This is a genomic window from Streptomyces sp. NPDC029044, from assembly GCF_040637495.1.
Taxonomy (GTDB): Bacteria; Actinomycetota; Actinomycetes; order Streptomycetales; family Streptomycetaceae; genus Streptomyces.
Genome location: NZ_JBEZWN010000018.1, coordinates 62,330 through 82,990, shown reverse-complemented (window position 1 = coordinate 82,990; position 20,661 = coordinate 62,330). Strand labels below are relative to the sequence as shown.

Here is a 20,661-nt window from a genome sequence, read left to right as displayed (position 1 = left end):
GGGGCCCGGGGGCGTCAGTCGTTCTCGGGGTGTGTGCCGGGCCCGTGGACGCCGGGGGACAGCGGGGTGGGTGACAGCGCGGAGTCCTCCTCACCCGGTTCCAGCAGGGTGTCGGCGGCGCCGACGATGAGGCGATCGGGCGTGCCGACCGCTTGCCCGTCCTTGCTGGCGTAGTCCACGCGCGACAGCAGACTGCGCATGGTCTCCAGCCGGGCGCGCCGCTTGTCGTTGCTCTTGACGACGGTCCAGGGGGCGTGGGTGGTGTCGGTGGCCCGGAACATGTCCACCTTCGCCTCGGTGTACTCGTCCCAGAGGTCCAGCGAGGCCAGGTCGGTGGGGGAGAGCTTCCACTGGCGCACCGGGTCGACTTGCCGGATCGCGAAGCGGGTGCGCTGCTCGGAGCGCGACACGGAGAACCAGAACTTCACCAGCAGGACGCCGTCGTCCACCAGCATCCGTTCGAAGGCCGGGCACTGGTCGAGGAACAGCTCGTACTCGTCCTTGGAGCAGTAGCCCATCACACGTTCCACGCCGGCCCGGTTGTACCAGGAGCGGTCGAAGAAGACGATCTCCCCGGCCGTCGGCAGATGCGCGATGTACCGCTGGAAGTACCACTGGCCCAGCTCGCGCTCGGTGGGCTTGTCCAGGGCGACCACACGGGCGCCGCGCGGGTTGAGCCGCTCGGTGAGCCGCTGGATCGTGCCGCCCTTGCCCGCCGCGTCACGCCCCTCGCACACGACCACCACGCGGGCACCGGTGTCCTTGACCCACCGCTGGAGCTTGAGCAGCTCTATCTGCAGGATGCGCTTGGTCCGCTCGTACTCCTTGCGGCTCACCTTGCGGTCGTAGGGGTAGTTCTCCCGCCACGTCCGGATCGGGCGTCCGTCCCCGTCCAGGACGATCGGCTGCTCTCTTCTGCTGGTGTCGACGGTCAGCCCGTCCAGCAGCTTGTCGGCGTCTTCGGCGCTCATCACTCGACTCCCCGTTCGGCTCGCACCCGCAGGTCAACGGTCTCACGTGTGCCCCGCATGGCCCCTGACATGTGAGCTCCCTGCCGGACGCCGGTGCCGCGCTGTCGCGGACGCGTAGCCTCCTACCGGTTGTCTCCCTCCGGATCCGAGCATCTGCCGAACTCGCCGCGCCCGACGTCACGTACCTGTCCACCGAGGCCGCCGGCGGCTTCACGGGCCGCGTCAGCGGCATGTACGCCGCTGCGGGCACCGTCCACTTCGACCGGTTCGGCTACGGGCCGGCCGACGGCGACGGGCCGGGCCGGACGGCTCCGCGGGCTGAGGACGGGCCCTGCCGCTCACAGGGCGGTGCCCGTCTCCTCGGCCAGGGCCCGCACGAGGCGGTCCTGGAACGCCTCGTCGTGGACCGCGCGGTGCGGCTGCAACCGCCGGCCGTGGTACCAGTACCCGCCGGCGGTCAGGGCCTCCGGATCGTCGCTCGACGCGAGCCACTCCTGCGTCTGGTGGCCGAGCTCCAAGTCGTCCGGCGCGCTGGGCCCGCCCATCCGCGTCGGCACCCAGCCGGGGTCCACGGCGTTGCTCAGCACTCCGGGGCGCAGCCGGGCCACCGCCGTCGCCAGCGTCGTCACGAAGAGCTTGCTGTCGGCGTACGACCCGGGGCTCCCGCCCCGCCAGTCGGCCCCGTCCAGCGACGACGGATCCCCGCCGAGATGCGAGCCGCTGCTCAGGTACACCAGCCGGCGCGGCCCGCGCAGCAGGGCGGTCAGGAGATAGGGCGCGACGATGTTGACGGGCATGACCGCCCGTCCGCTCCACACCCCGGCATTGTGGATGACGGCGTCGAGCGGCGGCGATCCGTCCAGCTCCTCGGCGACCCGCCGCACGGCGTCACGGTCCGCGAAGTCGCCCACCACGATCCGCGCCCCGCGGTCGGCGAACGGGCCGAGCGCCGCCGCCCGCTCCTGGTTCCGCGCGTGCACCACGACGTCGTGCCCCGCGGCCAGCAACGCCTGAGCCGCGGCCCGCCCCAGCCCGTCCGCGGACCCGGTCACCAGGATCCGGTTCCGTGCTCCTCGCATGAGACTGCCTCCTTCCGCCGGATCCGCGCCCCGCGAGGAGACGCGCACCGGATCACACGGCTGTTGAGCCCGGGCACCCGACGTGGCCGTCGAAGGCCGGCCCTCAGTAGCCGACGCGGAAGGTCGCGTCCTGCCGGTCGGTCGTCGTGGAGACCGGGTCGATGCGCAGTGTGCTCGCCCTGCCGCGGACGCACGGCACCGTGAGGGCCCGACCGCCCGCTACCTGCCCCGCACGGCTGTCACGGGCTGGGAGGGGACTGGATCCGCATGCCGGGGCGGCGGCGGTGGACCGTCACGTACGTCAGACCGCCCTCGCCCGCGGTCACGTTGCGGACGCTGCCGTGCGGCAGCCAGACGAGGCTGCCGGGCTCCACCGGGTGCGGGCCGTCCGCGGCACCGAGCGTGCCGTCACCGGCGACGACGAGCAGCAGGACGTCCAGGTCCGGTTCGGCGTGGGTGTCGATGGTTCCCCGGGGCGGGACGCGGATGAGGTTGGCGTCCAGCTGCCGGCCTGGCTCGGCCAGGCGCCACAGGGCGCCGGCCGATCCCGGGGCGGTCGCGGCGAGCGACTCGGTGTTGCCCAGGATCCGCGGAACGGGAGCATCGGCCGCGCCGGGGAACCCCTCCGGGTCAGTCATGGATCGTGCCACCGTCCGATTCGGGCCTGCTCCGGGCCGGTTCACCTGTCCGGGAGGCGATCCGCACCGCCCGGGGGCGGATGCCCCGAGGAATCTAGCACCGCCCCGGCCCGGGGCCCCGGTCACTCCTCGTCGGACGTGGTGGGGCGCGTCCGCCCGGGCTCCGGTGCCTCGCCCCGCTGCGCGCGGGCGTGCAGCACGTCCCCGATGAACAGGTCGTACACCAGCACGCCGATCACACCGCCCACGAGGGGCCCGACGATCGGGATCCACCAGTAGTCGCTGAACGCCCCGGCCAGGCTGCCCGGAAACGCGAGGTCCTCCCATCCCGCCATCCAGGTGAACAGCCGCGGGCCGAAGTCGCGGGCCGGGTTGATGGCGTACCCGGCGTTCGCCCCGAAGGACATGCCGATGGCCGCCACGACGAAGCCGATCACCAACGGGCCGAGGTTGGCCTTCACGGCCGTGTTGCGCAGGTCGATGATCGCCACCACCAGCATGACCAGGAACGCGGTGCCGACGATCTGGTCGACCAGCGGACCCCACACACCGCCGTTGAAGTACGGCGCCGGGAACGTGGCGAAGATGGAGAACGACGCGAGGGTGTGCCCGTTCGTCTTGGGCCCCTGCATGGCGTCGTCGAAGGCGTTGATGGCGTCGTGGTACACGGCGTAGACCAGTGCGGCCCCGGCCAGGGCCCCGAGCACCTGGGACACCCAGTAGGGCACGACCTTGGCCCAGGGGAACCTGCGGCGCACGGCGAAGGCCAGGGTGACCGCCGGGTTGATGTGCGCTCCGCTGACGCCGCCGGCCACGTAGATGCCGAGGATCACGGCCATGGCCCAGCCCCAGGTGATCAGCAGCCAGTCCCCGGCGCCGAGGAAGAAGACGGTGGGTCCCTCGGTGCGCCCCGAACCGGGCAGTGCCGCCACCGCCATCGCCACCACACCGCAGCCGAAGGCGATGAGGACGAACGTCCCGAGGAACTCCGCCAGGCACTCGCCCGCCAGACCCGCGCGACGCCTGAGCCGTGAGGGTTTCACCAGAGGCCTGATCTCCACTGCCATGTGATCTCTCCAGGGGTCGCCGCGATCCCGGCTGACGCGCGGTAGTCATGTCGTAACCCGGCGCAAGGGTCACGGCAACCGCGGGAGACCCGCTGCCGGCTCACTCACCGGGCCCGCCGGACGAACCGGCGCCGGTGCGCGGCGACAGCGATCCTCACCGGCCGCCGGGCGTCCCGTCCGCTGCGGCCACGTCCTCGTCGGCCTCGCCTGTGCCCAGCCGGACGCAGCATTCCCCCGGTTCCGGCGCCAGCACCGCGCGGACGCCGTTGACGTCGAGGCCGCCGAGGTAGCCGCTGAGGAACGCGTGGTTCATGCCGCACACCAGGTCCGGAGCCTTCGTGGCCAGTGGATGGAAGGGGCAGTTGCGCAACCGGGGCCTGGTCGGGGTCACCCGTTCGGGTTCGTAGCCGTACTGGTCCAGCAGGCGCTCGCAGGCGGTCAGTCCGCGCTCGGGGCCCAGCCGGCCCGGGCGGGTCTCGTGGCGTGCGGCCTCGCCCACCTGCCGGCCCGCGCTCCCGCGCGGCGCGCATCGCCGCCTGCGTGGCGTTCTCGCCGGCCCGCTCGGTGCGTACCGCGTTCGCGGCACACCCGGCCGGATGGCCCGCGAGCACTCCTGCATGACGCTGCGCGGCGTGCAGGCCACCGGCTCCGACACCCTGACCTCCACCCTGCTCGGCCTCCTTCGCTCCGACGCCCGCTCGCGCAGCAACTTCCTCGCCCTGACACACGTGACCTCCTGGCGGCGGCGCGGCGCCCGGCTCCGCCGGGGCCGGGGGTCACGGCCGGGCGAGACGCGTGACCTGGTCGTGCAGGCGCTGTACGTGGTCCTCGGACTCGGGCTTCATCAGGACGCTGCGCAGGATGCGGGCGCCGTCGGCGTCGGCGGTGACCTCCGGGTGACGTGCGGTGAAGGCGTCGCGGTCGGCCTTGAGGGTGCTCAGGAACACGGGATCGGTTCCCGCCATGCCGTCGGCCAGGACGCGTGCGGACGCCGCGTCGACACCGCTGAGGGTCGCGGGCTCCACCGAGGGGAAGTAGCCGACGATGTCCAGCTCGGGTTGCTGGTACAGCTCCAGAGCGTCGGAGGCGGTGATCAGGTCCGCCCAGCGCAGGGCGGCCCGGCGGCCGGCGCCGAGGACGCGGCCGAGTCCGTCGGGGGTGGGCGGGAGGACCTGGAAGGTGAGCCACAGGGCGGCGGCCGATGCGCCGGCGCGGGAGCATTCCAGGCTGATCTCGCCGAGGTGCAGCTCGCTGGAGGTGAAGTAGGTGTAGGGCGAGTCGTGCAGGTAGAACCGGCCCACCTCGGGGTCGCGGAAGAGGACGGCACCGCAGCCGTAGGGCTGGAGTCCGTGCTTGTGCGGATCGACGACGATCGAGTCGCACCGGGCGATCGCCCGCCAGGGCTCCGCGGGGAGTCCTTCCGGGCCGTCGGCGCCGGCGAGCAGGGTGAAGAACCCGCCGTAGGCCGCGTCGACATGGAGCCGGACCCCGTAGCGGTCCCGGAGGGCGAGGGCGGAGTGGACCGGGTCGACGGCTCCGAGGCCCGTGCTGCCCGCGGTGAGCACGACCGTGCCCACTTCGCCCGTGCGCAGGATGTCTTCGAGCGCGTCGATGCTGATCCGGCCGCGGTCGTCGGTCGGTACGGGGTACCCCTTCATGCCCAGGACGTGGCACATGCGGCCGTGGGTGTAGTGCGCGTCGGCGCTGTAGGCGATGCCGCGGCCGGGGTGGAGCTCGCGGGCTACGAAGAGGGCTTCGAGATTGGCGATCGTGCCGCTGGTGGTGAGGTGGCCGAGGTGGGTGTCGTAGCCGAACATCGCGGCCAGCTGGGCGACGGCCTCGCGTTCCATGCGGGCGGTGGCCGGGCCGCCGTCCAGGGCGTGGTTGTTGGGGTTGATCAGCATCGTCGTGAGGTAGCCGACGACCGCCGCCGGGTGCGGGGGCTTGAGCATCTGCCCCGCGTAGCGCGGATGGAAGAAGGGGTAGTTCTCCTTCAGTCTCCCGGTGAGTTCCCCGAAGGCGACGGCGAAGCGGTCGTCGTCGACGAGGAGGGACGGGTGCTGCTCGTAGGGGCCGAAGGTATCGGCCCACTGCTGTATCGCGTCGTTGGCCCGGCCGAGCCAGTGCTGCACGTCCACTGATCTCCCTCTCTGCCGACGTGGTGGGTGATGGGTGTCCCACCATAGAGAATCATTGACTGGTCAGCAATTGACTGTTCAGCAATTGAGACGGCAGTAGGTGACTGTGCAGTAGATGAGGAAGCAGTAGGTGAGGAGGCGGTGAGTGAGGAGGCAGTAAAGTCGGCCCGGTGAACCCCGCGAACCGAGAGAACGACGAGGCGGCCCGCGCCGCCGGCAGCAGCCTCGTGCAGGACTTCGGGCTGCTGATCAAGGCCGCCACCCGCCTGGAACAGCGGATCGACACGGCCCTGCGCAGGGAGTGCGAGGTCAGCCACACGATGTTCGAGGTCCTCATCCGGCTGTGCCGCCGCCCGGACGAAGAGATCTCGCAGCGCCGGCTCGCCGACGACCTCACCCTCACCAGCAGCGGCATCACCCGCCTGATCGACCGCATGGAGGGAGCCGGTCTGGTGCGGCGCGGCCCGGCTCCCCAGGACCGCCGAAGCGTCCTGGTCGAGGCGACCGATCACGGTCGGGCGGTGTTCCTGCGGGCATCCGCCGTCCACGCGCAGGTCGTCGAGCGGTACTTCGTGGCGCCGGTGGCCCGCGCCGACTACGCACGACTGACCCACGCGCTGGGCGAGATCGACAAGGCGCTGCGCGACAGCTGACAGCGCCGGAGGCGCCCCGGGTCAGGGTGTGTAGACCGAGGGCCGGGGCGCCGTCGGCATGGCGCCGCCGATGAAGAAGCTCGGGTGCGGGGGCTGGTTGTAGGCGGTGTTCTGCCAGGCGAGCGCCGTGCGGTACTGGGCGTCGTGGAGCAGGGTGGTGATCTTCGTGCTGGTCTGGTGCGGCGTGGAGTGGATCCGCAGTGCCTTGTTGTCACTCGTGCGCCAGATCACCTCTTCGCGCCAGTCGCCCAGGATGTCGCCGGACAGGACCGGCGTGGACTTGGTGCCGTTGTTGGAAGCGACGCCGGAGCCGGTGAGCAGCCGGGTGTCGCCGGACGTGCCGTACTTGTCGATGCGGGTGCCGTCGAGGAGCTCGCGGACGGGGTCACCGTCCCACCAGGACAGGAAGTTGACGCTGGAGGGCTCCCGGCCCAGGGAGGCGCCGGTGGCCGAGCGCAGGGTGGTGTCGGCGGCGGACCACGCCTCCGCGCCCGCGCTGCCGGCGTAGACGTCGGCGGCGACGCCCCGGCCGTTGTCGGAGCCCGACGCGGTCTGCCACAGGATCTGGCCGGTCCGGGCGTCGGCCATCCAGGAACCGGGCTTGCTCGCGTCCTCGGAGACCTTGAAGTACTCAAGGCCGGCGCGGCCGGGGTCGAGGTCGCCGACGTGGCCGGCGTCGCCGTGGCCGAGCCGGGTGGTCCACAGCCCGCTGCCGGTGTCGTCCACGGTCATCGCGCCGTAGACGATCTCGTCCCTGCCGTCGGCGTCGACATCGGCGATGGACAGACTGTGGTTGCCCTGGCCGTCGTAGCCCTTGCCGCTGTTGGTGGAGGAGGTGGTGTCGAAGGTCCAGCGGCGGGTGAACGCGCCGCCCCGCCAGTCCCAGGCGGCTATCACCGTGCGGGTGTAATAGCCGCGCGCCATGATCAGGGAGGGGCGGGCGCCGTCGAGGTAGGCGGTGCCGGCGAGGAAGCGGTCGACGCGGTTGCCGTAGTTGTCGCCCCAGGAGGAGACGGTGCCGCGGCCCGGGACGTAGTCGACGCTCTGCATCGCCTTGCCCGTCAGGCCATTGAACATCGTCAGGTACTCGGGCCCGGACAGGACGTAGCCGCTGGAGTTGCGGTGGTCGGCCGAGGAGCTGCCGATGACCGCGCCCGTGCCGTCACGGGTGCCGTCGGCGGTCTTCATGGCGACTTCGGCCTTGCCGTCGCCGTCGTAGTCGTAGACCTGGAACTGCGTGTAGTGGGCGCCGGAGCGGATGTTGCGGCCCAGGTCGATGCGCCACAGCCGGGTGCCGTCGAGCTTGAGGCCGTCGACGACGGTGTTGCCGGTGTAGCCGGACTGGGAGTTGTCCTTGGCGTTGGTGGGCTGCCACTTGAGGACCAGATCCAGGACGCCGTCGCCGTCGAGGTCGCCGACGGAGGCGTCGTTGGCCTCGTAGGTGTAGGCCGAGTTGCCCGGGGCGGTACCGCCCGCGGGCGGGGAGATCGGCACGTCCTTGTAGCCCGAGCGGAACTGGACCGCGGGCGCGGACGCGGCCTGCTCGGAGCCGTTGACCACGGCGCGGACCGTGTAGTCCGCCGAGGCCGCGCCGCCCGCGTCGAAGTAGTTCGTCGAGGCGGTGACGGGGGAGGAGTTGAGTCTCGTGCCGCCGCGGTAGACGTTGAACGACACGTTGTCGGGGTCGGTCGCCAGCCACCGCCACGCCACCAGGTTTCCGCTGCCGGTGTGCACGCTGGTCAGTCCGCGGTCGAGCTTCTCGACCTGCCGGGCGGTCGCGGCGTTCGCGCTCTGCGGCAGCGCGACGAGCGCGGAGACGGCCAGGGCTGCGGCGGAGACGCAGCCGATGAAGCGGGCGCCCGGGCGGAAGGACGTTCGCCGGGGGCGTGGCGCGGTGCGGGGGCGCCGGTACGGATCGGTCACGGTGGCCTCCGGGGCGTGGGGGGTATGGGAACGCTCCCATGGGGTGGGAGCGTAAGAATGAGCTGATGCCTCGTCAAGGATTCTGTCCAGTCTGCTGTTCGGCCCTGTGCGGGTCCGTGGCTTTCCCGGTGTCCGGGAACCGACGGTCGTCGACGCGTGACGGCCCCGGCCCCTGGGAGGGCTCAGCCGGCCGGTGAGGAAGGCGCGCAGACGGTCCGGATCCTGCACGGTGACGTGCGGGAGGAAGTCGTCGAACAGGGCACGCCTGACCAGGAGTTCTCCCGCGCCCTGGGCGGCGTGTGCGTCGAGAAGGCGCCGGTCTCGCCCCCCGGCGGGGTATCGTCCCGGCCGGCCGGATCCGCCGCCGGGCTCCGCTTCACCTGGGCCGACACCTCGCTGCTCGCGCAGCCCGGCGGCCGGTGAGAGGCAGCGACGGCATGGAGGAGCGCGCCTCGACTCCTGGCAGGGCGGCGGCCGTCAGCCCCTGCGGACGGCCGCTCGCCGAGCATCACACCCGGTTGCCGCGCGACGGCTTGCCCGCGCGCGACCGCGGCGGTCCCAGCCGCGCGGAGGGCGTCAACAGCGTGTACGACACGAGCGGAAGGGCGGACATGACCGAATCCACCAGAAGAGCCGAGCTGTTCGGCGGCGCCGGCAGCGGACCACGGTTCACCGGCCCGACGACCGGCGACGAACGGCGGATGCTCGTCGACGTACTGAAGGCCCAGCGGGCCACGCTCCGGCTCAAGTGCTCCGGCCTGGGGCCGGAGTTGGCCCTGCGGTCCGTGGCACCGTCGACGCTCTCCCTGCTCGGTCTGGTCCGTCACCTAGCCGACGTGGAACGCCGCTGGTTCCGGCGGGTCCTGGCCGGACAGGACGCGCCGCCCCTCTTCTCGTCGGCCGCCGACCCCGACGAGGACTTCCACGGGGCAAGTGAGAACCCCACGGGCGTCGCCGCGGCCTGGGAGGCGTGGCGGACCGAGGTGGCCTTCGCCGAACGGTTCGTCACCGAGGCCCCCGATCTCGACGTCGAGGGCGACGACTCCTGGCGCGGAAGGGTCTCGCTGCGCTGGGTACTCATCCACATGATCGAGGAGTACGCCCGTCACAACGGCCACGCCGACCTGCTCCGCGAGCGCATCGACGGAGCGATCGGCCTGTGATGCCGGGAACCGGCCCTCGACGATGCCGGGAACCGGCCCTCGACCGAACTCGCCCCGCCCACCGACCTACGCGGTCACCGCACTAGCATGGCCGACGGCATCCGTACGCCGCCGGCCTCCGGTCCGGCCGGCACCGACCGAGGGCAGGGAAGGCGCACCACGATGACGGGGCTCAGCGACGCCGACGCACTCGACGACCCGGTGGGCCAGTCCCTCCGCGGGCACCACGCACATCTCGCCCGCCGGCTCGGTGACACCGCCACCTACCTGCCCGGGGTCGCGACCTTCTCCGCGGTGCCCGCCGAGCCGGACGCGGCAGCATGGGCCGACCTGGCCAAGCTGCTGGGTCCGGGCGAGTTCGCCGACATGTTCAGCTGCCCGGCGATTCCGCCGCCGCACTGGGAGCCGGTCTTCGTCCTGGAAGGCCGGCAGATGGTCTGGGTCGGCCACGACGGCCCGGATCCGTCCGGTGCCGGGGTCGACTCCGGCATCGTCGAACTCGGCGCGGAGAGCGTGCCCGAGATGCTGGACCTCGTCGAGCGGACCCGGCCGGGGCCGTTCTGGCCCCGCACGCACGAACTCGGCACCTACCTCGGCATCCGCGACGGCGGCACGCTGGTGGCGATGGTGGGGGAGCGGCTGAGGCCTCCGGGATGGACCGAGATCAGCGCCGTCTGCACCGCCCCCGAGGCGCGCGGCCGGGGCCACGCCGTCCGTTTGCTGCGCGCCCTCGTGGCACGTGTCGTGGCGCGCGGCGAACGTCCCTTCCTGCACGTGGCCGAGGAGAACAGCGGCGCGCTCGCGCTGTATGCACGGCTCGGCTTCGAGACGCGCAAGCGCGTGACGTTCCGCGGTTTCCGTACGCCCTGAGGCACGGGACCGGCGGGCACGGCGCTCCGCCGTGGGGAGGGGCGGGTGCAGCAGCGGCAGGTGACGGCGTGCCTCACCAGGCCGCGTCCTCCCACTGGTCCAGCAGGGCGTCGGCCGACAATTCCTCGGGCTCGACCTCCGGACTCCGGGTGGACTGTTCGGTCCAGATCACCTTGCCGCGGGCCATGTAGCGCGTTCCCCACCGCCGGGCGAACCGGGCGACGAGGAACAGCCCCCGCCCGCCCTCGTCGGTGATCGCGGCCCTGCGCAGGTGGGGTGAGGTACTGCTGCCGTCGGCGACTTCGCAGATGAGGCTGTCGCCGTCGCGCAGCACCCGCAGCCGGATCGGTCCGATGCCGTAGCGGATGGCGTTGGTGACCAGCTCGCTGACGATCAACTCGGTCGTGAAGGCCAGCTCCTCCAGTCCCCAGATCCTGAGCCGCCCGGTGACGTCCGCCCTGATGCCCGCCACGACCGCCGGATCGCCGGGCACCTCCCACTCGGCCACCCGGGAGGGATCCAGCAGCCGGGTGCGGGCGACGAGCAGGGCGATGTCGTCGCTCGACCGGGCGGGAAGCAGCGCGTCGAGGACGTCCTCGCAGGTCTCCTCCGGAGTGCGGCGAGCGCCGGCCAGAGCGTGCCGCAAGGCCTCCAGGCCGGTGTCGATGCCCCGCTCCCGGTCCTCGACCAGGCCGTCCGTGTAGAAGACCAGCCGGGAGCCCTCGGGGAGAGTGACCTCGGCGGTCTCGAAGGGTTCGGCGCCGCCCAGACCGAGCGGCGGTGAACCGGGCACCCGCAGGTACTCCACGGTGCCGTCGGGGTGCACCAGGGCCGGCTCCGGATGCCCGGACCGGGACAGGCAGCACTTCCCGGACGCCGGATCGTAGACGGCGTAGAGACAGGTGGCGCCCGCGACGCCCTCGCGGTCCCGCTCCCCGTGCTCGTCGTTCTCGTCGCTGTCGATCCGCGCGACCAGCTCGTCCAGGTGCCCGAGGAGCTCGTCCGGCGGCAGGTCGAGGGCGGAGAAGTTGTGCACCGCGGTGCGCAGCCGGCCCATCGTGGCCGCGGCGTGCAGGCCGTGCCCCACGACGTCGCCCACCACCAGGGCGACCCGGGCCCCGGGCAGCGGGATCACGTCGAACCAGTCGCCGCCCACGCCCTCCAGCGCGGGCAGGTAGCGGTGGGCGACCTCGACGGCCGAGTGGTCGGGCAGGGAGCCCGGCAGCAGGCTGCGCTGGAGTGACTCGGCCAGGGTGTGCTCGCGGGTGTAGCGGCGGGCGTTGTCGACGGCGACCGCGGCCCGGGCGGCCAGTTCCTCGGCGAAGGCCAGATCCTCCCTGCCGAAGGGAGCGCCCTCGGAGCGCCAGAAGCTCGCCATGCCCAGCACCACACCGCGGGCCTGGAGCGGCACCGTGATCAGGGAGTGGAAACCGAGGTCCAGCACGCGCCGCGCGCGAACGGGGTCCTGGGCGCTCATCCAGCCATCCGGAGCGGTCAGGTCGACGTCCAGGACCGCACGGCCGCGCTCGGCACCGACGGCCGCCGGCGACGAGGGGACGAAGCGGATCAGCTCACCCACCGGATAGAGGGACCGGGCGCCGTCCACGCCGTGCACCGCCACCCGGCGCATCTGCGGACCGGGCCCGGCCGACACCGCACCGCGCAGGATCGGATCCAGCAGGTCGACCGTGGCGGTGTCGGCGAACCGGGGGACCGCCACCTCGGCCAGCTCCTGCGCGGTACGCACGACGTCCAGCGTCGTTCCGATCCGCACCCCCGCCTCGTACAGCAGCCCCAGCCGCTCCCGGGCCACCTCCGCCCGGCCGGCCAGCGCCCGCAGCTCCGTCGTGTCGCGCAGGGTCGCCACGCTGCCCGCCGTGCGGTCGTCCGGGTCGACCGGCCGCACGTTGACCGCCAGCAGCCGGTCACCGGCCAGGTGCACCAGGTCGGTGGCCGGCCGGCCCGAACCCAGCAGCTCGGCGGTGCCCGCCTCCAGACCGAGATCCGTCACCCGGCGCTCCTCGGCATCCGCGGGCAGGTCCAGCAGCCGCCGCGCCTCGTCGTTCGCGAGCAGGAGCCGGCCGTCGCTCCCGATGATCAGCACGCCCTCCCGCACCGCGTGCAGCACCGCGTCGTGATGCTCGTACATGCGCGTCATCTCGGACGGATCCAGGCCGCGGGTCTGCCGCCGCAACCGCCACGAGACCAGTGCGGTGCCGCCCGCGGCCACCGCCAGCGCGGCTCCGGCGAACCCCAGCAGCTGCGGCAGCTGATCCTGCACCACGTCGTCCACGCTGGCCACGGTGACCCCGACCGACACGAAGCCGACGATGGTGATCCCGTTGGTGTCGTAGACCGGAACCGTCGTGTCCACGGCCAGACCGAGGCTTCCCTCGAAGGTCTTGGTGAAGGGCCGGTCGGCGGCGCCGCCCTCGCGTACGGCGTAGATGTGCTTGCCGATCAGTTTCGGATCGGGGTGGGTCCAGCGGAAGCCCTGGGGGTCGAAGGTCACCACGTAGTCGACGCCCGTGTTCTTCCGGGCGTCCTCCGCGCGCGGCTGGAGCAGTTCGGTGGGGTCGCCGGACTTCATGGCGTCCAGGGTTCCCGGGGCCCGCGCGAACGATTGTGCGACGCCCCTCGAGAGCTGACGCGCCTCCTGCGTGCTCGACTCCCGCGCCTGCACGACGAGGGCTCCTCCGGCGGCGGCGGCGAACAGCACCATGATCACCGATTGCAGCAGGAACACCTGGCCGGCGACGCTGCGCACCCTCGGCAGAGTCCGCCATCGCGCTCCCGGAGACCGGGCGCCGGACTCCTGTCGCGCGTCGTGCCGCCCCGGCCGCCGTGAGGCCGACCGGGTACGCCCCCCGCTGCGCGGGGAGAAGCGGAAGGCCGAGAATCGACCGGGGTGCCGGGGCATACCGACTCTTTACCATGCACGTTCATATTCAGCCATATGGCTGCATTCAGTCGGTCACGTGCGAGCCCACTCCTGCCAGCGCCTGGTCACGGCCTCACGGTTCTCCAGCCACCAGTCGATGTCCAGATCGAAGCCCGACAGCAAATGGCCGGGAGTACTCGCCAGATGCACCGCGGTGGACTCGGTGAGATAGCCGTAGGCCGCGGGCACTACGGGGCCGTCGGGGTAGATCCGGGCCATGTGGGCCTGCACCTCGGGCCGCAGCGCGAAATCGATCAGCCGGTAGGCGGCGTCCGGGTTCGCAGAGCCCTTGGGAATGCCGAAGCCGTTGCTCTGCCTGCGGGCGCCGTTCCACTCGTAGGCGAGGGGAGCTCCGCGCCCGAGCAGGCCCCGGAGCCGGCCCGCCCAGGTGCTGCATGCCACGACACTGCCGCGGGACAGCAGCTCACCGGGCTCCGCGCCGTACTCCCAGAACGTCCGCACGGAACCCCTGATCTCGTCCATGACCTTGAACGCGCGGTCCACGTCGAGGGGGTAGAGCCGGTCGAGCGGGACACCGTCCGCCAGCAGCGCGAACTCCAGTTCCGGATAGTCCACCTCGCCCTGCAGCGCGCGGCTGCCCGGGAAGCGCCGGAGGTTCCAGAAGCCCGTCCACGAATCGGGCCTCCTCCCGCCGAACACGTCGGTGCGGTAGGCGAGGACGCTGGCCCAGTAGCTCTTGCCCACGCCGTTGGGGGTGAGCAGCGACTGGGCGATGCCGGCGTTCCTGGTGTTCTTCAGCCGGCCGTAGTCCAGCGGCTCGGAGGCGCCCTCGTGCTCGAAGAGCACCAGATTGGACATGTCGATGTCCATGACGTCGAACCGCGGACGGCCCTCCTCGATCTGGGCGAGCATCTGCTCGTGCCCGAAGTCCACGACGTCGATCCGGATGCCGGTTTCCCTGGTGAACGGGTCGTAGACGGCCTTCCGGTTCGCCTCGCCGTAGGAACCGCCGAAGTTCCGCACGACGAGCACTCTGCTGCTCTCGGCGGCACTCCGCCCGGCGCGGGCCTCACACCCCGTGAGCGATGCCGCGGCCGCGCCGGCGGCGAGCCCTCCGATCCCGGCCAGGAAGGCTCTGCGGTCGAGTGCGACGTCTCCCACCGGCTGCCTCCTGCCCTATGGATGATCCGTGACGGAGGGTGTCTCCCGGTCGGCCTGCTTCCGCGTGCATCTTTGGTCTGTGTTTACCAGGAAAAGTACCTTCTTCACAGAGTCTGGGGGGCGGGATCCCGGGCGGCCGTCTGTGCCCCGCACGGCCACCGCACCCTCCCCGGCGGGCCCCCTCAGCGGCGCAGCTCCACCGAGAGGTGTGAGGACAGCGAGCGGAGGAAGTCGGCCGCGTCGAAGATCTCGCCGGCGGAGACGACACCGGCCGTCCGGGTCCGCCCGGTGAGGATGCGGTGCACCGCCTCGACCGCGAGCGGCGCCGTGACCGCGTAGATGTCCCGCCCCCTCGCCACCGCACGCCGTTCGGCGCCGCCCGAGCGCACGACGACGTCGACGAGGAAGGTCTGTGCGGACCGCCCGTGCTCGTCGACCGCGGTCGGCGTGGGGGTGCCGGGGGCCGACACGTCCCGAGCGGCCTCGGCCGTCATGTGGGTGCGCACGTCGGGGACGGCCAGGTGGCTGGGGATGGTGACGACGTCGGCCATCGTGAACTCCCCGACGACCGCCCGGGAACCCACGGGCTCGGGGAAGGGCCACTGGAGCGTCGTCGCCTCGTCCCGGCGGTAGTCCAGCCGACCGTTCCGGTACACCACGCGCGCACCGCCGCGCCGCTCCCGGGAGACCGCGCCGGCGGCCCGTGTCCCGTCCGTGGGCTGCCAACCGCTCAGCGCGTACGCCACGTGCGCCTCGTCGGCCGCCGTCCAGTCGCCCATCGCCGCGGTGGCCAGCAGGTCACCGAGTCCGCCGAAGAAGGCCATCGCCGGGACGACCACCGCTCCCGCGGCGCGGACGCGGTCCGCGAAGTGCGCGAACGTGTCCGCGTTCGCCTCGATCTCGGCGGCCACATCGACATACGGGACGCCGGCGCGCAGGGCCGCCTCGATCACCGGAGCGGCCGTCGTGGCGAACGGCCCGGCACAGTTGACCACCGCCGCCGCCCCGGCCAGCGCGCGGTCGAGCGCGTCCGGATCGTCGACCGACGCCGGACGGACCTCCAGCCCGGGGTACGACACCGCCAGCGCCTTCAGTTTCCCCTCGTCGCGGCCCGAGAGGACCGGGACGAACCCGCGCCCCAGCAACTCCGCCACCATGAACCGCCCGGTGTGCCCGTACGCACCGAACACCGTCACCGTCTGACCCGGTCCCATGAGCTCTCCCCTGTGCTCGACTGATCAACAGTGGCCATCCTGCCCGGGATGATCACGCGACCGTGAGTGTCCGGAACGACACGCCCCATACAATTACGGACATGACCACTGTCGCGCTGGCCGCCACCGGCGGAATGCTGCACTTCGAACTGGCCCTGGCACACGAGGTGTTCGCCGCCGCCCCGGCCGGGGCGGCGGGCCCCTGGTACGACCTCACCGTCTGCGGCCCGGCCGCCGTGCACATCGGCCGGTTCCGGCTGGAACCCGACACCGGCCTCGAACGGCTGCGCCAGGCCGGCACCGTGATCGTCCCCGGCTGGGCCGACGTCGACGAGGACCCGCCCGCAGACCTGGTCGAGGCGGTGCGCGAGGCCCACGAGGCGGGCGCGCGGGTGGTCTCCCTGTGCACGGGCGCGTTCGTACTGGCCGCGGCAGGGCTTCTCGACGGGCTGCGCGCCACCACACACTGGGCGCACACCGATGAACTGGCCGCCCGTCACCCCCTGGTGGAGGTCGATCCGGACGTGTTGTACGTGGACAACGGCAGGGTGCTCACCTCCGCCGGCAAGGCCGCCGCGCTGGACCTGTGCCTGCACCTCGTCCGGCTCGATTTCGGATCGTCGGTCGCCAACGCCGTCGCCCGCCGCCTGGTCGTACCCCCGCACCGGGCGGGCGGCCAGGCCCAGTTCGTCACCGCCCCGGTGCCCGACCGGGACGACCACCCGCTCGCCGCCCTGCTGCCGTGGATCATCGAGCGGCTCGACCAGCCGCTGACCGTGGAGGACCTGGCCCGCCGGGCCGGAATGAGCTCTCGTCACCTGGGGCGGCACTTCCGAGCGGTGACCGGCACGACCCCTCTGCAGTGGTTGCTGACCCAGCGCATCCGGCATGCCCAGGAACTGCTGGAGAGGACCGACGACAGCGTCGACACCATCGCGGCGGCCACCGGCATGGGGACCGCCACGACGCTGCGCCGCCACTTCAACCGCACGGTCGGCGTGCCCCCGGACACCTACCGCAGGACGTTCCGCTCGCGGACGCGCTGATTCCGGAGGATCTACGCCCGGCCGCCGCCGTTCAGGACGGCGAACGCTCCCTGCGCGCGGGTGCCGTCCGGTGCCTTCCAGGAGCCTGCGACATGGCCGATCGCACCCTGCGGCGGCACGAACGGGCCGTCCGCAACGGGCCGCAGCGCCCGGTGCAAGCGGAGGACCGTCCCCTGCGGTGTGGTCAGCGCGGTGCCTTCCCGGTCGTCGGTGACGGTGAAGTCCGTGGCGAGGGGACCTCCAACGGCGGGGGAGACGACGACCTCCTCGGCGGGGGTGTCGCTGACGTTCTGGTCCTGGGCCTGCGCCCGCCCTTCGACCAGGGCCGTCAACCGGGCGACCAGTACGGGATCATGACAGCCGTCGTAGGCCCAGCGCTGTCCCAGCACTCCGTGCTCCATCGTGCCGACGAGGGCGTGCTCCGCCCCTTCGAGCGGGGCACCGCGATAGGCCAGAGGCACCAGGTACGCGACCGGCCGAGGGCCGGAGGCGTCGGTGACCACCATGAACTCGATCCCCACCTCGCCCTGCGGATCGTCGAGCCGGAAGCCCCCCGCCTTCGCCAACTCCGGTTCCTCCGTGCCGCAGTACCACGGACGGGACGGCAGCCAGGCGGTGAGCAGTTCCAGCTTGGTCGGCTTCAGGGTGGTGTGGTGGATGACGGCCATGCCGGGGTTCCCTTCCGATGCGTCGTACGGGCGATCACACTTTCGCATCCGCGCGGCGCGGTCAGGTCCCGAAGACGGCAGTTGGTGCGCGTAGGTTCGGACGACCGGACGCCATGAGGAGGGCAGGGAGATGACCCCATCGACGGGCAGGGCGGTGTGCGACATCACGATCTCGGCCGACGGCTACTCGGCCGGGCACGGACAGACGGAGGAGCGGCCGTTCGGGGACGACGGCGGCGACGGCTCGGGTGAACAGCTGCACGCCTGGATGTTCCGCACACCCCATGAGAACCGGGCCGAGATCGAACGGCTGAACACGGCCGGTGCGTTCATCATGGGACGCAACATGTTCGGGCCGGTGCGCGGCCCGTGGGACCGGCCCTGGAACGGCTGGTGGGGTGGCGATCCTCCGTTCCACGCGCCGGTGTTCGTGCTCACCCACCACCCGCGCGAGCCGCAGCCCATGGACGGTGGGACGACGTACCACTTCGTCACCGACGGCATCGCCTCGGCGCTGGCCCGGGCGCGCGAGGCGGCCGGGGACGGCGGCGTCACCGTGCTCGGCGGCGCGACCACCGTCAACCAGTACCTCGCCGCCGGCCTGATCGAGGAGCTGCGGCTGCACATCGCGCCCCTCACGCTGGGCGCCGGCACGCGGCTGTTCGAGGGCGTCCCGCCGCTGAGACTGGAGCAGGTGACCTCGCGGGCGGCGAGCGGGATCACGCACGTGACCTACCGCGTGCTGACCTGAACGTAGGGGAGCCCGGCGTCCGGCAGCCCGACATCCGGGAGCCCGGCGTTCGGGAGACCGGAGAAGATCACTCCCGACGGGGACGGAGCCTCGTTCAGCACCCACAGGCCGATCAGTGTGGCGAGCGCGAACACGACGGTGATGAGCACCGCGAGGACGAGCCGGCGACGGCGTTCACGTCGCAGCCATGTGCCGCGTGCCGTGCGGTAGGCGTCAGGGGCGGCCCGCACCCCGCCGGCGAGGGCGGCCAGCGCCTCGGTCAGCTCCCGCTCCGTGCGGTCCGGATCGGTGTGGTTCATCGCCGGGCCTCCATCGCCTGGGTCAGTGCGGCGAGACCGCGCGCCGTGTGTGTCTTCACCGAACCGGAGGAGATGCCCATCGCGGCCGCGATCTCACCCTCCTTCAGCCCGAGCCAGTGCCGCAGCACGAGCGCCTCGCGCTGCCGGGCCGGCAACTGCTGGAGCGCGTCGATGAGGACGCGCTGGTCGTCGCGGAGCAGCGCCGCGCTCTCGGCGGAGACGACGGTCTCCTCGGGCGGGCTCTCCGCGTGCTTGCGGGCGACCTGGAGGTGCCGGATCCGCATCCGGGTCAGATTGCACACCGTGGAGCGCAGATACGCCTCCGCCGCCTCGATGTCCCTCAGCCGCCGCCACTTCCGGTAGATCTGGTAGTACGCCTCGGCCACCACGTTCTCCGGGTCGTCCGCGCCCAGCAGCACGGCCAGGCGCAGCATCGACGCGTAGTGCAGCTCGAAGAGCCCCGCGAGTCCGGCCTCGCGCTCCCGTTCCGCCGGGTCGGCCGGCGCGGGCGTCAGCGCCTCGACGTCGGGCTCCGGCACCGGTATCGGGTGTCTGTGTCTCACTGGTGGTTCGCTCCCGTCTCCGGACGCCGCCTGACGGTCAGGCGGGACGGCAGGTCGGTCAGGTCGGCGCCGCGCGGGACGCCGAGACGTTCGAGTACGGCGGTGCCGGCCACCGCGACGATCAGGTTGAGCAGCAGGGCGGCGAGCCCGGCGTAGATCTCCAGCGGCCCGGAACCGAAACCCACGATGGACGAGAAACCTTCGCGGACGACCAGGTACGTCCCGGCCACCATGCCCGCCGCCCACCCGGCGAGCAGCGCCCGTGGATGCAACCGTCCCGTGAACAGGCCGACGGCGACGGCGGGGAAGATCTGCAGGATCCAGACCCCGCCGAGCAACTGGAGGTTGATCGCGTCCTGGTCGCGCAGCCCGAAGACGAACGCGACCGCCCCGGCCTTCGCGATGAGCGAGACGGCCTTGGCGATGCGGACCTGCCGTTTGGGCGTGGCCGTCGGATGCACGTACTCGACGTACACGTTGCGGACGAAGCTGGTGGCGGCCGCGATCGACATCACCGCCGCCGGGACCAGCGCCCCGACGGTGATCGCGCCGAACACCAGCCCGGCCAGCGGCCCCGGCATCAGCCGGTCGACGAGCATTGGCACGGCCGCCTCTGCCCCGCCCTCCGGCGCCCGCACCCCGGCCGCGAGCGCCGCGAAGCCGAGGACGCCGAAGAGCGCGAGCAGTCCCGTCCAGGCGGGCAGCGCCACCGAGACCTTGCGCAGGGTGCGCGGCCCGTCGGCGGCGAAACCCGCCGTCAGCACGTGCGGGTACATCAGCAGAGCGAGCGCCGAACCGAGCGCGAGCGTCGCGTAGGCCGGTTGCTGGGCCGGGGTCAGCACCAGCGCGTCGCCGCCGAGCCGCCGGGCCGCTCCGTCGAAGACGGCCCCCGGCCCGCCGAGCCGCTCCAGGACCAGCCAGGTGACCGCGGTGAGCGACACGAAGACGGCCATCGCCTTCAGTGCCGAGATGACGGTGGGTGCCCGCAGCCCGTGCCGGTACGTGGCCACGGCGAGTCCCGCGAACAGCGCCACCATCACCAGATCCCCGGCGGCACCGCGCGGGTACACCCCGCCGGCCGTCAGCACGGCCCGTATGCCCAGCAGCTGGAGCGCCAGGTAGGGCATGGTCGCGAGGATCCCGGTCAGCGCGACGACCAGGGCGAGCGGCGGCGACCCGTACCGCCCGCGGACGAAGTCGGCGACGGTGATGTAGCCGTGGGCGCGGGCCACCGTCCACAGACGGCCGAGCAGCACGAACGCGAGCGGGCAGAGGATCACGGTGTACGGCACGGCGAAGAAGGCCGCGGCGCCGTTGCCGTACGCGAGACCCGGCACGGCGGTGAAGGTGTACGCGGTGAAGATCGTGCCGCCCAGCAGGAACCAGGTCCACACCGGGCCCAGGCTGCGGTCGGCCAGCGCCCAGCCCTCCAGGGACGGCAGCCGGCCGCTGGGCCGCAGACGCCGTGCGGTGACGGCGAGCAGCGACGCTCCGCCGATCACGGCGAGGAACGTCGCGGTCATGGTGCCGTCGGCCATGGGTCACCGTCCTTGGT

General features: G+C 72.3%; 20 protein-coding genes and 1 pseudogene. 7 read left to right on the top strand and 14 right to left on the bottom strand.

The window, feature by feature from the left end:
- Positions 1-14: 14 nt before the first annotated feature.
- The 5 genes from ppk2 to AB0E85_RS17385 form a co-directional block, all read right to left on the bottom strand.
- The gene (ppk2, locus tag AB0E85_RS17405; protein WP_361927524.1) at positions 15-971 is read right to left on the bottom strand and encodes a polyphosphate kinase 2; all 957 of its coding nucleotides are present in this window, start codon (positions 969-971) and stop codon (positions 15-17) included.
- A gap of 338 nt (positions 972-1,309) precedes the next feature.
- Positions 1,310-2,050, bottom strand: a complete 741-nt coding sequence (locus tag AB0E85_RS17400; RefSeq protein WP_361927521.1) for an SDR family NAD(P)-dependent oxidoreductase — start codon at positions 2,048-2,050, stop codon at positions 1,310-1,312.
- A 239-nt stretch (positions 2,051-2,289) separates the two neighbouring features.
- Complete coding sequence (locus tag AB0E85_RS17395; protein ID WP_361927518.1) at positions 2,290-2,688, bottom strand: hypothetical protein; 399 nt, start codon at positions 2,686-2,688, stop codon at positions 2,290-2,292.
- Between the two features lie 122 nt (positions 2,689-2,810).
- The gene (locus tag AB0E85_RS17390) at positions 2,811-3,755 is read right to left on the bottom strand and encodes an MIP/aquaporin family protein (protein ID WP_361927516.1); all 945 of its coding nucleotides are present in this window, start codon (positions 3,753-3,755) and stop codon (positions 2,811-2,813) included.
- Between the two features lie 154 nt (positions 3,756-3,909).
- Complete coding sequence (locus AB0E85_RS17385; protein WP_361927513.1) at positions 3,910-4,254, bottom strand: hypothetical protein; 345 nt, start codon at positions 4,252-4,254, stop codon at positions 3,910-3,912.
- A gap of 106 nt (positions 4,255-4,360) precedes the next feature.
- Between AB0E85_RS17385 and AB0E85_RS17380 the strand changes: the two are divergent.
- Positions 4,361-4,492: pseudogene (locus AB0E85_RS17380) on the top strand (GTP cyclohydrolase I); the annotation flags it as partial.
- A 39-nt stretch (positions 4,493-4,531) separates the two neighbouring features.
- Here the strand turns inward: AB0E85_RS17380 and AB0E85_RS17375 are convergent.
- Positions 4,532-5,893 carry an aminotransferase class V-fold PLP-dependent enzyme gene (locus AB0E85_RS17375; protein ID WP_361927510.1) on the bottom strand — a complete coding sequence of 454 codons (1,362 nt, stop codon included), beginning with the start codon at positions 5,891-5,893 and terminating at the stop codon, positions 4,532-4,534.
- A 170-nt stretch (positions 5,894-6,063) separates the two neighbouring features.
- On the opposite strand from AB0E85_RS17375, the gene AB0E85_RS17370 reads away from it, so the two are divergent.
- Positions 6,064-6,546 carry a MarR family transcriptional regulator gene (locus AB0E85_RS17370; protein WP_361927508.1) on the top strand — a complete coding sequence of 161 codons (483 nt, stop codon included), beginning with the start codon at positions 6,064-6,066 and terminating at the stop codon, positions 6,544-6,546.
- Positions 6,547-6,567: 21 nt separating this feature from the next.
- On the opposite strand, the gene AB0E85_RS17365 is transcribed toward AB0E85_RS17370, so the two are convergent.
- Positions 6,568-8,394: a rhamnogalacturonan lyase gene (locus AB0E85_RS17365; protein ID WP_361927623.1), complete on the bottom strand. Its 1,827-nt coding sequence runs from the start codon at positions 8,392-8,394 to the stop codon at positions 6,568-6,570.
- Between the two features lie 231 nt (positions 8,395-8,625).
- On the opposite strand from AB0E85_RS17365, the gene AB0E85_RS17360 reads away from it, so the two are divergent.
- The 3 genes from AB0E85_RS17360 (at position 8,626) to AB0E85_RS17350 (ending at position 10,502) form a co-directional block, all read left to right on the top strand.
- Entirely contained in the window at positions 8,626-8,892 is a 267-nt protein-coding gene (locus AB0E85_RS17360) for a hypothetical protein (protein WP_361927505.1), read from the top strand.
- A gap of 188 nt (positions 8,893-9,080) precedes the next feature.
- On the top strand, positions 9,081-9,632 hold the full coding sequence (locus AB0E85_RS17355) for a DinB family protein (protein WP_361927502.1): 552 nt from the start codon (positions 9,081-9,083) through the stop codon (positions 9,630-9,632).
- 162 nt (positions 9,633-9,794) lie between these two features.
- Positions 9,795-10,502, top strand: coding sequence for a GNAT family N-acetyltransferase (locus AB0E85_RS17350; RefSeq protein WP_361927620.1), 708 nt, complete (start codon positions 9,795-9,797; stop codon positions 10,500-10,502).
- Positions 10,503-10,575: 73 nt separating this feature from the next.
- Here the strand turns inward: AB0E85_RS17350 and AB0E85_RS17345 are convergent, their stop codons facing one another.
- From AB0E85_RS17345 to AB0E85_RS17335, 3 genes are all read right to left on the bottom strand, one after another.
- Complete coding sequence (locus AB0E85_RS17345; RefSeq protein WP_361927618.1) at positions 10,576-13,224, bottom strand: SpoIIE family protein phosphatase; 2,649 nt, start codon at positions 13,222-13,224, stop codon at positions 10,576-10,578.
- A 252-nt stretch (positions 13,225-13,476) separates the two neighbouring features.
- Complete coding sequence (locus AB0E85_RS17340) at positions 13,477-14,565, bottom strand: extracellular solute-binding protein (protein ID WP_361927500.1); 1,089 nt, start codon at positions 14,563-14,565, stop codon at positions 13,477-13,479.
- 182 nt (positions 14,566-14,747) lie between these two features.
- A complete protein-coding gene (locus AB0E85_RS17335; RefSeq protein ID WP_361927498.1) occupies positions 14,748-15,779 on the bottom strand; it encodes a saccharopine dehydrogenase NADP-binding domain-containing protein in 1,032 nt (343 codons plus the stop codon).
- Between the two features lie 101 nt (positions 15,780-15,880).
- Here AB0E85_RS17335 and AB0E85_RS17330 point away from each other — a divergent pair, with 101 nt between their 5' ends.
- Positions 15,881-16,825: a helix-turn-helix domain-containing protein gene (locus AB0E85_RS17330; protein WP_361927496.1), complete on the top strand. Its 945-nt coding sequence runs from the start codon at positions 15,881-15,883 to the stop codon at positions 16,823-16,825.
- Between the two features lie 11 nt (positions 16,826-16,836).
- Here AB0E85_RS17330 and AB0E85_RS17325 read toward each other — a convergent pair whose 3' ends face one another.
- Entirely contained in the window at positions 16,837-17,493 is a 657-nt protein-coding gene (locus tag AB0E85_RS17325; protein ID WP_361927494.1) for a 1,4-alpha-glucan branching protein, read from the bottom strand.
- A 130-nt stretch (positions 17,494-17,623) separates the two neighbouring features.
- On the opposite strand from AB0E85_RS17325, the gene AB0E85_RS17320 reads away from it, so the two are divergent.
- A complete protein-coding gene (locus AB0E85_RS17320; protein ID WP_361927491.1) occupies positions 17,624-18,244 on the top strand; it encodes a dihydrofolate reductase family protein in 621 nt (206 codons plus the stop codon).
- Here the strand turns inward: AB0E85_RS17320 and AB0E85_RS17315 are convergent.
- Genes AB0E85_RS17315 through AB0E85_RS17305 form a run of 3 tightly spaced genes read right to left on the bottom strand, consistent with a single transcriptional unit; the run spans position 18,226 to position 20,644 of the window.
- Positions 18,226-18,543 carry a hypothetical protein gene (locus AB0E85_RS17315; RefSeq protein WP_361927489.1) on the bottom strand — a complete coding sequence of 106 codons (318 nt, stop codon included), beginning with the start codon at positions 18,541-18,543 and terminating at the stop codon, positions 18,226-18,228. The genes AB0E85_RS17320 and AB0E85_RS17315 overlap by 19 nt on opposite strands.
- On the bottom strand, positions 18,540-19,088 hold the full coding sequence (locus tag AB0E85_RS17310; protein WP_361927615.1) for a sigma-70 family RNA polymerase sigma factor: 549 nt from the start codon (positions 19,086-19,088) through the stop codon (positions 18,540-18,542). The genes AB0E85_RS17315 and AB0E85_RS17310 overlap by 4 nt, the downstream gene beginning before the upstream one ends.
- Before the next feature lie 14 nt (positions 19,089-19,102).
- Complete coding sequence (locus tag AB0E85_RS17305; RefSeq protein WP_361927486.1) at positions 19,103-20,644, bottom strand: sodium:solute symporter; 1,542 nt, start codon at positions 20,642-20,644, stop codon at positions 19,103-19,105.
- Positions 20,645-20,661: the final 17 nt, after the last annotated feature.